The 11,966-nt window shown below is 75.1% G+C and carries 13 protein-coding genes, 2 tRNA genes and 1 other RNA gene; 6 read left to right on the top strand and 10 right to left on the bottom strand.

What is annotated here, in order from left to right; all coding sequences use genetic code 11:
• Positions 1-16 precede the first annotated feature (16 nt).
• An RNA gene (gene ffs / locus ACI79T_RS13230) (signal recognition particle sRNA small type) lies at positions 17-112 on the bottom strand.
• Between the two features lie 118 nt (positions 113-230).
• Positions 231-315, bottom strand: a tRNA-Ser gene (locus tag ACI79T_RS13225).
• Between the two features lie 163 nt (positions 316-478).
• Between ACI79T_RS13225 and ACI79T_RS13220 the strand changes: the two genes are divergently transcribed.
• Together ACI79T_RS13220 and ACI79T_RS13215 are read left to right on the top strand one after the other, a co-directional pair.
• Positions 479-826 carry a hypothetical protein gene (locus ACI79T_RS13220; protein WP_456610526.1) on the top strand — a complete coding sequence of 116 codons (348 nt, stop codon included), beginning with the start codon at positions 479-481 and terminating at the stop codon, positions 824-826.
• Between the two features lie 19 nt (positions 827-845).
• Positions 846-2,543, top strand: coding sequence for a serine/threonine-protein kinase (locus ACI79T_RS13215; protein ID WP_456610525.1), 1,698 nt, complete (start codon positions 846-848; stop codon positions 2,541-2,543).
• A gap of 26 nt (positions 2,544-2,569) precedes the next feature.
• Here ACI79T_RS13215 and ACI79T_RS13210 read toward each other — a convergent pair whose 3' ends face one another.
• From ACI79T_RS13210 to ACI79T_RS13180, 7 genes are all read right to left on the bottom strand, one after another.
• The gene (locus ACI79T_RS13210) at positions 2,570-3,241 is read right to left on the bottom strand and encodes an ABC transporter ATP-binding protein (RefSeq protein WP_456610524.1); all 672 of its coding nucleotides are present in this window, start codon (positions 3,239-3,241) and stop codon (positions 2,570-2,572) included.
• Between the two features lie 52 nt (positions 3,242-3,293).
• Positions 3,294-4,766, bottom strand: coding sequence for an ABC transporter permease (locus ACI79T_RS13205; RefSeq protein WP_456610523.1), 1,473 nt, complete (start codon positions 4,764-4,766; stop codon positions 3,294-3,296).
• Between the two features lie 167 nt (positions 4,767-4,933).
• A tRNA-Ser gene (locus tag ACI79T_RS13200) sits at positions 4,934-5,021 on the bottom strand.
• Between the two features lie 10 nt (positions 5,022-5,031).
• The gene (locus tag ACI79T_RS13195; RefSeq protein WP_456610522.1) at positions 5,032-5,496 is read right to left on the bottom strand and encodes a nucleoside deaminase; all 465 of its coding nucleotides are present in this window, start codon (positions 5,494-5,496) and stop codon (positions 5,032-5,034) included.
• A gap of 82 nt (positions 5,497-5,578) precedes the next feature.
• Positions 5,579-6,226, bottom strand: coding sequence for an HAD-IA family hydrolase (locus ACI79T_RS13190; protein ID WP_456610521.1), 648 nt, complete (start codon positions 6,224-6,226; stop codon positions 5,579-5,581).
• Positions 6,223-6,726, bottom strand: a complete 504-nt coding sequence (locus ACI79T_RS13185; protein ID WP_456610520.1) for a tRNA adenosine deaminase-associated protein — start codon at positions 6,724-6,726, stop codon at positions 6,223-6,225. The genes ACI79T_RS13190 and ACI79T_RS13185 overlap by 4 nt, the downstream gene beginning before the upstream one ends.
• The gene (locus ACI79T_RS13180; RefSeq protein ID WP_456610519.1) at positions 6,723-7,385 is read right to left on the bottom strand and encodes an O-methyltransferase; all 663 of its coding nucleotides are present in this window, start codon (positions 7,383-7,385) and stop codon (positions 6,723-6,725) included. Before ACI79T_RS13180 ends, ACI79T_RS13185 begins: the two co-directional genes overlap by 4 nt.
• A gap of 49 nt (positions 7,386-7,434) precedes the next feature.
• Here ACI79T_RS13180 and ACI79T_RS13175 point away from each other — a divergent pair, with 49 nt between their 5' ends.
• Complete coding sequence (locus ACI79T_RS13175) at positions 7,435-8,394, top strand: prephenate dehydrogenase (protein WP_456610518.1); 960 nt, start codon at positions 7,435-7,437, stop codon at positions 8,392-8,394.
• Between the two features lie 46 nt (positions 8,395-8,440).
• Complete coding sequence (locus tag ACI79T_RS13170) at positions 8,441-8,674, top strand: DUF2630 family protein (RefSeq protein WP_456610517.1); 234 nt, start codon at positions 8,441-8,443, stop codon at positions 8,672-8,674.
• Between the two features lie 10 nt (positions 8,675-8,684).
• Here the strand turns inward: ACI79T_RS13170 and ACI79T_RS13165 are convergent, their stop codons facing one another.
• Positions 8,685-9,905, bottom strand: a complete 1,221-nt coding sequence (locus ACI79T_RS13165; RefSeq protein ID WP_456610516.1) for a PucR family transcriptional regulator — start codon at positions 9,903-9,905, stop codon at positions 8,685-8,687.
• A gap of 391 nt (positions 9,906-10,296) precedes the next feature.
• Here ACI79T_RS13165 and ACI79T_RS13160 point away from each other — a divergent pair, with 391 nt between their 5' ends.
• Together ACI79T_RS13160 and ACI79T_RS13155 are read left to right on the top strand one after the other, a co-directional pair.
• A complete protein-coding gene (locus ACI79T_RS13160) occupies positions 10,297-11,166 on the top strand; it encodes an ABC transporter ATP-binding protein (protein WP_456610515.1) in 870 nt (289 codons plus the stop codon).
• Positions 11,159-11,938 (top strand): ABC transporter ATP-binding protein, encoded by a 780-nt coding sequence (locus tag ACI79T_RS13155; protein WP_456610514.1) that lies wholly within the window; start codon positions 11,159-11,161, stop codon positions 11,936-11,938. Before ACI79T_RS13160 ends, ACI79T_RS13155 begins: the two co-directional genes overlap by 8 nt.
• The last annotated feature ends 28 nt before the right edge of the window (positions 11,939-11,966 follow it).

Here is an 11,966-nt window from a genome sequence, read left to right as displayed (position 1 = left end):
ATCGGGCCCCGGGCAAGAAAAGGACCCCCCGCGCACCCGCCAGAGCCCGCTTATCCTTGCTGCCTTCCGGCCCTGGGGAGGTTCACAGGGTGACGCCACACGAGGGGTCGGCCACCACTGTAGGGCACGCCGGCCGCCGCGCGCCGCCCCCCTCGCCGGCTGCCGGCTCCCGCGCCCGGTCCGCGGACGGCGACGGGCCCCGGTGCACGCACCGGGGCCCGTCCGTACTGCGGAGGATGGGAGATTCGAACTCCCGAGGGGTTGCCCCCAACCCGCTTTCCAAGCGAGCGCCATAGGCCACTAGGCGAATCCTCCAGGTACGGGAGCGATCGTACCGGGCGCCCGTGCGACGCTCGCCGGGACACCACCGGACGGGCCGTCCGGCGCGCCGTGCGGCATCCTGCACCCGGGCGCGGTTCACCGGACCGCCTGCGGGGAAGGGCCCGGAACTGCGGGCCGGAGACGAGGAGGCGCAGACATGGCAGAGCACGGCGAGGTGCGGCCGGACGTCGTGGAGGCGATCGTCGGCGTGCTCAAGGGGGGCGACGCCGGGGAGCTGCCGGCCGGGGCGACCGCCGCCGAGAAGACCGCGGCGAAGGACCGCTACCTGTCCGAGTTCGTCGCCGAGCGCAGCAAGCGCGACCGCCAGGCGCAGGCGTGGGAGCTGCTGCTGACCCGCAGCTACGACGACCCGCCCACGTGGCGGCAGCTCTTCGACGACCTCGCGCCCGAGGCGCACACGGAGCTCGGCGAGCTCTACGACGTCCTCCCCGAGGGCGCTCGTGAGGAGTACGCGCGCCGGTACGGCGCGCCCTCCACCGTCTGAGCCCGCCGGACGCCCGTCGATGACCCGTCCCGTCACCGGTCCCGGCCGGCTCGTCGCCGGCCGCTACCGGCTGGAGTCCGAGGTCGGCGGCGGTGGGATGGGCACCGTCTGGCTGGCGCGGGACGAGCTGCTGGGCCGGCAGGTCGCGGTCAAGCAGGTGCTCTCGCCGCTGGGCGCCGACGAGAAGCAGATCGACGAGCAGCGCCAGCGGGCGCTGCGCGAGGGCCGGATCGCCGCCCGGCTCAGCCACCCGCACGCGATCTCCGTCTACGACGTGGCCCTCGAGGGCGGGGCGCCCTGGCTGGTGATGGAGTACCTGCCCTCCCGCAGCCTGGCGGAGGTGCTCGGCACCGAGGGCGTGCTGCCCGCCGCCCTCGTCGCGCAGATCGGCGCGCAGGTCGCCGACGCGCTGGCCGCCACGCACGCGGCCGGGATCGTCCACCGGGACGTGAAGCCGGCCAACATCCTCATCGGGGAGGGCGGCCGCGTCGCCGGCCTGGTCAAGATCACCGACTTCGGGATCTCGCACGCCCGCGGCGACGTCACCCTCACCCAGACCGGCCAGATCACCGGCACCCCGGCCTTCCTCGCACCGGAGGTCGCCCAGGGGCAGGAGATGACCGAGGCCAGCGACGTCTTCTCCCTCGGCGCCACCCTCTACACCTGTCTGGAGGGCATCCCGCCGTTCGGCATGGAGGACAACGCCCTCGGCATGCTGCACCGGGTCGCGGCCGGCCGGATCACTCCGCCGCACCGCGCCGGGGCGCTCACCGAACCGCTGCTGCGGATGCTCGCCGAGGACCCGGCCGCGCGCCCGCCCATGACGGAGGTGCGCGACGAGCTGGCCCGGCTGGCCGCCGGCCGGGACGGCGACACGACGACGGTGCTGCTGGCCCGCACCGCCCTGCGTCCCTCGTCCGGGCCCGCCGGCACGGCGGTGTTCGCCGCCACGGCGACCCCGACCCCGATCCCGCCGGCCGCCCGCACGCCCGTCCCGCCCGCCGCGCGCACCCCCGTGCCCCCGGCACCTCCGGCCCGGGCCGCCGCCGCGGGGGCGGCCCCCGCACCCGGTCCCGCGCCGGCCGGCCGCCGCGGACGGCGCCGGGGAGCGTGGGTGGTCGCCGGCGTCGTCGCCGTCGTGCTGCTGGGTGTGCTCGGGGGATGGCTGGCCACCTCCGGCGACCGGGACCCGGACGACACGGCCGCGTCCCCCACGGCGGCGACCTCCGAGGCGGCCCCCTCCAGCGAGGAGCCGGTGCCCACGGAGACGGTGCCGGAGGAGCCGCCCCCGGCGCCCGTCGTCCCCCCGCCCGCCGAGGACGGCGGGGACGACGAGGAGGACGGGGACGGCAACGGCAACGGCAACGGCAACGAGGGCGACGGCGACGACGAGGACCGCGACGACCCGCTCGCCGAGGAGAACGTCCGCGACTTCCTCCGGGACTACCACCGGCTGGTGATCCGGGACCCGGCCGAGGCGTGGGAGCGCACCGGCCCGACGCTGCGCGCCAACATCAGCCGGGACGGCTACGTCCGCTACTGGGACCAGTTCGAGGACGTGCGGCTCAGCGACATCGAGGCGGCGGACGGGCAGACCACGGCGACCGCCACCATGGAGCTGCGCTACGCCGACGGGAGCCGCGAGACCGGGCCGCACGTGTTCACGTTCCTGGTCCGGGACGGGCAGCTCGTCCTGGACAGCGACTTCCCCGCCTGAGCCGCCCTGTCCCGGCCCCGCGGTGGTCACGTCCGCTCGGTCAGCGCACCCTTCTTGATCCAGAGCCGGCGCTGTGCCCGCCGGGCCACCGCCGAGTCGTGGGTCACGATCACCACGGTGAGGCCGGACTCCCGCCAGTGGTGCTCGAGCAGCTCCATGATCTCGTCCCGGGTCTGCTCGTCGAGGTTGCCCGTGGGCTCGTCCGCGAGGAGCACCCGCGGCCCCTTGGCCAGCGCACGGGCGAGCGCGACCCGCTGCTGCTGACCGCCGGAGAGCTCCGAGGGCAGGTGGCCGGCGCGGTCGTCCAGCCCGACGTCGGCCAGCGCCCTGGCCGCGCGCTCGGCCCGCTCCTGGGCGGGCACGCCCAGCGGGACGAGCCCGGTCTCGACGTTCTGCTGCGCGGTGAGCGTCGGCACCAGGTTGAAGCCCTGGAACACGAACCCGATGGTGCGTGCGCGCAGCGCGGTGAGCCCGCCCTCGTCCAGGCCCGAGAGCTCCTGCCCGTCGAGGGTGATCGACCCGGACGTCGGCCGGTCCAGCGCCCCCAGCAGCTGCAGGAGGGTGGACTTCCCCCCGCCCGTCGGCCCCTGGACGGCGACCATCTCGCCGGCGCCGATCGTGAGATCGACGTCGCGCAGGGCGTCGACGGCGCCCTTCTTCGTGGTGTAGCGCTTCGCGGTCTGGCTCAGGACGTACATGGGGACCTCCGGGTCCGGCGGAGTGGGAAGGGGCAGGGTCGGGGCGGCGGGCTCAGGCGACACTGCGCAACGCCTCCGCCGGGCGCATGCGCGAGGCACGCCAGCCACCGACCGCGCCCGCCAGCAGCCCACCGAGGACGGCGATCGCCACGGCCAGGAGCACGGTGGTCACCGTGACCGGGGCGGAGAGGGTCACCGCGACCGCCGACGCGGCGTCCGCCGCCTCGCCCCCCGGACCGCCGAAGCCGCCCGGCCGACCACCCGCGCCGGCACCGGCACCGGAGGCGGCCACCGTGGCGGAGAGCTCCGGCGCGACGAGGTTGATCACCAGGACCGCGCCGAGGCCGAGCGCCAGACCGACGGCGCCGCCGAGCAGGCCCTGGGCGAGCGACTCGCCCATCACCTGGCCGACGACGCGGCGGCTGCGCCAGCCCAGCGCCTTGAGCGTGCCGAACTCACGGACCCGCCGGCTCACGCCGGAGAGCGTGAAGAGGATCGCGAGCACGAAGGCCGCGAGCAGGACCAGGGCGGCCAGCCAGGTGCCGAGCGTGCGAGCGAGGTCCGAGGCGCTGGACAGCGAGCCGGACACCTCGCCGGCCAGGTCGTCGGCGGTGCTGACGGTGGCGTCGGGGAGAGCGGTCTCGATCGCGGTCTGCACCTCCTCGATCACGTCGGCGGAGGCGGCCTGCACGTAGAGGGTCGAGACCTGACCGCTCTGCTCGGCGAGCGTCTGCAGGGTGTCCAGGGGGACGAAGACGTCGGCGGCCGTGGTGGCCGACGCCGAGGCGGAGGAGACGATGCCGACCACGGTGAAGTCGGCCCCCCCGAGGCTGACCGTCCCGTCGACGGCGACGTCGTTCTCGGTCGCGTAGGTGGCGTCCACGAGGGCGACCTGGGCACCGGCGTCGGACGCGGTGAGGGCTCGGCCCTCGTCCAGCGTCGTGGAGCTCAGCGGGCCGACGGCCTCGGCGGTGAGGTCGACGCCCTCGATGTCGATGCTCGTGACGCTGAAGGAGCCACCGCTGCCCGGGCCGGTCGCCGCGCCGTCCTCCGCGCTGCCGGGGGCGGGCATCTGCCCGCTGCCGAAGTCGGGGATCTCCCCGGTGAAGCTGGTGCTCGTCATGCTCAGCGTCCCCGCGACGGCGCTCACCCCGTCGATGCCGGCCACTGTCTCGACCGCGGCGGCGTCCATCGTGGCGCCGGAGGTCCGCAGCTGGTCCTGGTCGAACGAGCGGCCACCGCCGGCGGCCTCCGTGCCCTCCTGGTCGAACTGGAAGGTGGGCGGACCGCCCGCCGTCCCGCCGCCCTCGGCGGCCGCGTCGGGGCGCTGGGGCTGCGTGCTCACGGTGATGTCGGTGCCGACGCCGTAGACGGACTCCAGGACCTCGTCCTGCGCGTCGCCCACGCCGGCGGTCACCGAGGTGACGGTGATGACCAGCGCGATCGCCAGGCCGAGTCCGAGCGCGACCAGCAGGGACTGCCGGCGTCGCTGGCGCAGCTCGCGCCGCAGGTAGGTGAAGAACATTCGTCGCTCCGCAGTGTCGAAAGGTTGCATGCCGTAACGGCGGCGTCGACACAGTGGAGGCGAAATGCTCAGGAGACCTGTGGCCCGGCTGCCAGTTCCCTGGCAGCGGTGCGAGGTGGCTCACACAGCACGACGGCGGCGCCCGCAGGGGCGCCGCCGTCGTCAGCTGGCGGTGGCGGTGGGATTTGAACCCACGGAGGCTTGCACCTCACACGCTTTCGAGGCGTGCTCCTTCGGCCGCTCGGACACGCCACCGCCGAAGAGACTACAGGCCCCGCTGGCGGCGGAAGAAGGCACGTAGCAGCGCGCCGCACTCCTCGCCGCGGACCCCGCCGGTGACCTGGGGCCGGTGGTTGAGGCGCCGGTCGCGGACCACGTCCCACAGCGATCCCGCCGCCCCGGCCTTCGGGTCGTCGGCGCCGTAGACCACCCGGTCGACCCGCGCCAGCACGCTCGCCCCGGCGCACATCGTGCAGGGCTCGAGCGTCACCACCAGGGTGCAGCCGCCCAGCCGCCAGCCGTCGCCGTGCACCTGCGCGGCGGCCCGCAGCGCGAGCACCTCGGCGTGCGCCGTGGGGTCGCCCCGCTTCTCCCGCTCGTTGGCGGCCTCGGCGAGCACCGCGCCGTCCGGCCCGAGGACGACGGCGCCGATGGGGGTGTCGCCCCAGCCCTCCGCAGCCGCGGCCAGCTCGAGCGCCCGTCCCATCGCGGCGTCGAGGTCCTCGGTCACGAGGACTTCCGACGACGGTCCGTCTCTGCCCAGCACAGGTGGGCAGAGACGGACCGTCCGAGGTACAGGTACCGGGACCGGCTCACGCGGCGTCGTCCAGCGGGAAGCCGACCAGCTCGGACAGCTCCGCCAGCGCGACCGCCGGGTCGACGACCTTGATCGTCGAGAAGCCCAGCGCGCGGGCCGGCTTGAGGTTGATGCCCAGGTCGTCGAGGTAGGCGCAGTCGGCCGCCTCGATCCGGCGGCCGACCGCCTCGGACAGCCGGTCCAGCGCCCGCCGGTAGATCTCCGGCTCCGGCTTCCGCACCCCCTCGGTCGACGACTCGACGATCGCGTCGAACAGGCCGAGCAGGTCGCCGAGCCGGCCGGTCCGCTCCATCGGCGCCACGTTGTTCGACAGCAGGCCCACCGGCAGACCCGCCTCGCGCAGCCGGCGCACCGCGTCGACCATCGCCGGGCGCAGCTCCCCCTGCAGCCCGGCCAGCACGCGGGAGGCGTCGATGCGGTGGCCCAGCGCGGCGGCCTCGGCCTCGAACGCGGCGGAGAACCCGGCGACGTCGAGCTCGTTGCGCTCGTACCGGGCCCAGGCGTTGGTGTCGGGATCGGTCGAGTTCAGCTGCCGGATGAGACCCTCGGGCAGCCCCGCCTCGCGCTCGTACGCGGCGAACGCGGTCATCGGGCTCTCGGTGATCACCCCGCCCAGGTCGAACACCACCGCCGAGACCGTCACGGGGCCACCGCCGCGGCCAGCTCGTCGGCGAAGCCCAGCCGGGTGGCGATCCGGGCCACCATCTCGTCGGCCCACAGGTCGTCGGCGGTCACGATCGGTCTCAGCTCCTCGGCCGGCAGCCCGTCGTCGGCGAACAGGTCCAGGTCGCCGCCGGGCCAGCCGGTCTCGTCGTCGTCGAAGGCGCCCTCGGTGTCGACGCCGATCCCGTAGCGCTCCACCACCTCGGCGGCGAGCACCCACTCGAGCATCGTCGCGTCGGAGATCAGCGCCCGCACCATGCCACCGGGGCCGTGCCGCAGCGCCACGAAGTACAGCCGCGAGTCGACGACGAGCACGATCGGCGGCGGCCATCCCCCGGCGCCGGGCTCGCCCAGGGCCCGCTCGAGCACCGGGAGCTCGTCACCGGCGTCGGCCGCGAGCAGCTCCACCTTCCACCGGGAGTCGACCCGGGCGACCCGCACCGCGTAGCTGGCCGGACCCGCCGGCGCGCCCTCGCTCATCGCTTGCGCAGCAGGGTCAGGCCGTCGGCGAGCGGCAGCAGCGCCGTCTCCCACCGCGGATCGGCGGCCAGGGCGGCGTTCAGCTCGGCCAGCGCCCGGTCGGACTCGCTGCGCGGGTCGAGCACGCCCCCGGACCGCAGCGTGTTGTCCAGGAGCACCACGCCGCCGCGCCGCACCCGGGGGTGCAGCTCCTCGACGTAGGCGGCGTAGCCGGTCTTGTCCGCGTCCACGAACGCCAGGTCGAAGGTCTCCTCCCCCGGCAGCTCCCGGAGCGAGGTCAGGGCGTCGCCGATGCGCAGCTCGATCCGCCGGGCCACCCCCGCCCGCTCCCAGTGGCGCCGGGCGACCGCCGTCCACTCCTCGCTGCGGTCCAGGCACAGCAGCGACCCGTCCTCGGGCAGGCCCCGCGCGATGCAGAGCGCGGAGAACCCGGTGAACGTGCCGATCTCGATCGCCGTGCGGGCGCCGATCGCGGTGGTGAGCAGCCGCATCAGCACGCCCTGCTCGGGGGCGATCTGCATCGTGTCCGGGGCCTCGCCGCGCGCGGCCATCTCCGCGGTCTCCCGGATCAGGTCGGCCATCACCTCGTCGACCGGGTCGGAGGAGGCGCGGACGTACTCCGCGAGCTCCGGGGTCAGCAGGAACGAACGGGGCGTCATGGCGCGAGGGGCGGCAGGAGCGGGCAGGTCGGCGTCATAGCCTCTGATCATGGCCGACGCCGCACGTCCCGGGGGCACACCCACCGGTGGGGGGCCGTCCTTCCCGGTCCCGACCATGCCCGCTCCCCCGGTCGGCGTGGTGGGGCTGGGCCAGCTGGGCGGCTCGCTGGCCGCCGCGCTGGCCGCCGCCGGGCGCCCGGTCTCCGGCTGGGACGTCGACCCGGCCGCCCGTGACGCAGCGGCCGCGCGGGGTGTCCGGATCACCCGCGAGCTCTCCGGCGTCGTCGTCCTCGCCGTGCCCCTGCCGGCGATGGCGACGGCCCTCGACGGGCTGGCCGTCGACCCCGACGCGACGGTGACCGACCTGGGCTCGGTGAAGGTGCCGGTGCTCGACGCCCTCGGCCGCACCCTGGGACGGCGCTTCGTCGGCGGCCACCCCATGTGCGGCACCGAGCGCTCCGGCCACGGCGCCACCGACCCCGCGCTGTTCGCCGGCGCCCGCTGGGCGCTGTGCCTGGAGCCGGACACGGAGCTGCCGCGGTGGCTGCGCGTCGCCGAGGTGGCGCTCGCGGTGGGCGCGGAGGTGGTGCCGGTGACCGCCGCCGAGCACGACGACGCCGTCGCCGCGATCAGCCACGTCCCGCACCTGCTGGCCGCCGCCCTCGCCGCCGCGGCCGCCGACGCCGGCCCGCTCGCCCTCGCGCTGGCCGCGGGCAGCTTCCGCGACGGCACCCGGGTGATCGGCAGCGACCCCGGCCTCGTGACCGCGATGGTCGAGGGCAACGCGGGGCCGACCGGCGCCGCGCTGGACCGGGTCCGGGCCCAGCTCTCCCGTCCCTGGCCGGAGCTCGTCGCCGCGGGTCACGCCGTGGCCACCCGCCCGGCCGGCCGGCGCACCGTCCGTGTGCCGCTGGAGCGCGCGGCCCTGCTCGCCCTCGGCCGCGCCGGCGGGGCGGTGCACCGCCGGCTGGCCGCCTTCGTCGAGGGTTGGGTGCCGGGCGAGGGGTGACCGCCGCCCCGGTTTCGCGCCCGCTTCCCCGGGCACGGACCGGGGCATGAACGAGGACGACCTTCTGCAGCGCATCCACACCCTGGTGGACGAGGAGCACAAGCTGCGTGACAGCAGCGAGCACACCGACGAGACGCGGGCCCGCATGAGCAAGCTCGAGGCCGACCTCGACCAGTGCTGGGACCTGCTGCGGCAGCGCCGCGCCAAGCGCCAGTACGCCGAGGACCCGGACGAGGCCGAGGTCCGCCCGGAGCAGCAGGTGGAGAACTACCTCCAGTAGGAGGTACCGGCTACGCGGAACGGCGGGCCGGCTCCCCGTGCTCGGTGCCCAGCAGCGCCAGCTGCCACAGCAGCCGCGACCGGGGGTCGGTCACCTTCCGGCCGGTCACCGACTCGATCCGCCGCAGCCGGTGCATCACGGTGTTCCGGTGGCAGTACAGGGCGTCGGCGGCGCGGGTCGGTGACCCGTCGGTGGCCAGGAAGGCCGCCAGCGTGTCCAGCAGCACGTCGCGCTCGTCCTCGGGCAGCTCCAGCAGCCCGCCGAGCGACTGTCCCACCAGCCGGGAGCTGATCTCGGGCGAGTTGCTCAGCAGCGCCTCGGGCAGCCGGTCGTCGATGCTGACCACCCGGCTCGCGCCGGCCGGCAGGGTGCGCACCGCCGTCTCGGCCAGCCGGTAGGCCGCACCGAGCGCGGCCGCACCCACCACGACGTCGGAGACCCCGACCGGGCCGGTCGCGGCCCCCCGCAGCAACGTGAGCAGGTCCCCGGGCCGGACGGCGGCGAGCACCACCACGCCCACCTGGGCGTCACCGCGGGCGCCCCACACCGACCGCACGCCGCGCTTGAGCAGCATCTCGCCGGGGGCGCCGAGCCCGGGTGCACCGTCGGGACCCGGCAGCGCGACGACCGCCATGAGTCGCCCGGCGAGCGGCATGGCCAGCATCTCCGCGGCGCTGCGCACGAAGGCGGGGTCGCTCCCGCGGCCCTCCAGCAGGCCGTCCAGCGCCTGCTGCCGGGCCTGGTCGTCGACGCCGTCGAGCCGCCGCTGCTCCTCCCGGTAGCCCTCGGCGACGGCGGCGCACTCCGCGTCGTTGGTGCGCCACACCGAGCCGGCGACCTCCAGCAGCAGGGTGTCGTGCTGCCCAGTGCCGTCGCGGGAGACCGCGAGCAGCGCCTCCCAGGTCACCTGCCCACCGAGGCGGTAGGCCCGCAGCACCGCCTCCAGCGGAACGCCCTGCGCCGCCCGCCGGCGGCCCACCGCCCGCGCCGAGGCCAGGTGGAGGGTGCCCGTGCCGGCGGCCGCGGCCATCAGCGAGCGCAGCCCGCTCTCCAGGTTGGACCGCGTCGAGGTCCGCACGTCCTGCTCGGACTGCTCGACGAGCTCCCGGTAGGCCGGCTCGGTGCGGGCCAGGACGTCGACCATCCGGTCGGTCATCGCGTCGAGCTGGTCCATCAGCCGGGGCGCCAGCATCGCGAGCCGGGTCGCCACCTCCGGGCGGAAGGGCTGCACGTGATCACCTCCTCCTGACGTCGCCGCTGACAGCACAACACGGGACGCACATCACTGTGCGATCAGCCCATTGTGAGTGCGAACACAGGAGAGGAGTGTCGGCCCGGCACAGTCGTGACCCAATCGACGCCGGCCCCGCGACCCGGCGGCCGTCGGCGAGCCCTCACCGGTCCCGTCCCGCCAGGTTCCCACCAGGTTCCCCGGCGGCCGCGTACACCCTCCGTCCCGCCGCGCGAGACGTGGGACACACAGCACAACCCGATCTCGCGATCGCTGTGCGGTGCGCCCATTGTGACCGCCGACACGGCCGTGCACTCTCAGCGGGACGTACTCGCGACCCGACCGTCGCCGCCCTGCTCTGGGGTGGTGACCTCGCCGATGCAGAGGAGCAGTGGGCCCCTTGGCGCAGCCGACCGGCAGCCAGCGAACGCACGAATCACCGCCCACGGCCCGGCTCGAGATGACCGGGATCAACGTCGCCTTCGGCGGCGTGCTGGCCCTCACCGACGTGTCGGTGACCGTCGAGCCGGGCCAGGTGCACGGGCTGATCGGCCCCAACGGGGCCGGCAAGACCACCCTGTTCAACGTCGCCTGCGGCCTGGTCCGCCCGACGTCGGGCCGGATCGTCTGGCGCGGCGAGGAGATGCGCAAGCTCCAGCCCAGCAAGCTCACCTCCCTGGGCATCGCCCGCACCCTGCAGGGCGTGGGCCTGTTCCCCGGCATGACCGTGCTGGAGAACGTCATGGTCGGTGCACACCGCCACGCGCGCGCCGGCTTCTTCTCGGCGCTGGTGGCCCTGCCCACGTCCGACAAGGACGAGCGGGCGCTGCGCGAGCGGGCGATGCGGGCGCTGACCGAGCTGAACGCCGAGCAGTACGCCGGCCGCTACCCCGGCTCGCTGCCCTACCCGGTGCAGAAGCGGGTCGCGCTGGCCCGGGCGCTGGTCTCCGAGCCGGAGCTGCTGCTGCTCGACGAGCCCGCCAGCGGCCTCTCCGAGGACGAGATGAACGAGCTGGGCGACCTGATCCGCTCGGTCGTCGGCCGGATGAGCGTGCTCCTGGTCGAGCACCACATGGACCTGGTCATGCGGGTCTGCGACCAGATCACCGTCCTCGACTCGGGCAAGCAGATCGCCGCCGGCACCCCCGCGGAGGTCCAGGCCGACCCGGCGGTCACCGAGGCCTACCTCGGCGACGCCGTCGACCCCGGGGCCGACGCCGACGAGCTGACCCACGCCGACGGAGGACGTACCCATGCCTGAGACCCACGGCAGCACGGCGGTCTCCGCCACCGGCGGCTCCGCGACCGGCGGCACCGCGACCACGACCCGCCTGCTCGAGGTGGAGGGCCTCACCTCCACCTACGGGCCGGTCCGCGCGCTCGACGGCGTCTCCCTGTCGGCCGAGGCCGGGCGCATCACCGCCGTCCTCGGTGCGAACGGCGCCGGCAAGACGACGCTGCTGCGCACGATCAGCGGCCTGGTCCGCCCGGTCTCCGGCCGCGTGGTCCTCGACGGCGAGGACATCACCAAGGCGCCGGTCGAGGCCATGGTCGGCAAGGGGATGGCGCACGTCCCCGAGGGCCGCGGCGTGATCTCCGAGCTCACCGTCGAGGAGAACCTGCGGGTCGGCGCGCTGTTCCGCGGCAAGGTCGGCAAGGAGGAGTTCGACCGGGTCTACGACCTCTTCCCGCGCATCGCCGAGCGCAAGAACAACGCCGCGCACACGCTCTCCGGCGGCGAGCGCCAGATGCTCGTCATCGGCCGGGCGCTGCTGGCCAAGCCGCGGGTCCTGCTGCTCGACGAGCCCTCCCTCGGCCTGGCCCCGCGCATCGTCGCGCAGATCTTCGGGCTGCTCCGCAAGCTGGTCGACTCGGAGAACCTGTCGGTGCTGCTGGTGGAGCAGAACGCCCGCAGCGCCCTGTCGGTCGCCGATGTCGGCGTCGTCCTCAACCTCGGCAAGGTGGTCGTCACCGACTCCGCCCGCACGCTGATGGCCGACGAGGACCTCCGGCACGCCTACCTCGGTTTCTGACCCTCCCCGCACTGCCAGGAAGGCTTCC

This window comes from Blastococcus sp. SYSU DS0619 (assembly GCF_054051035.1).
This window is presented reverse-complemented; position numbering and strand designations above follow the sequence as displayed.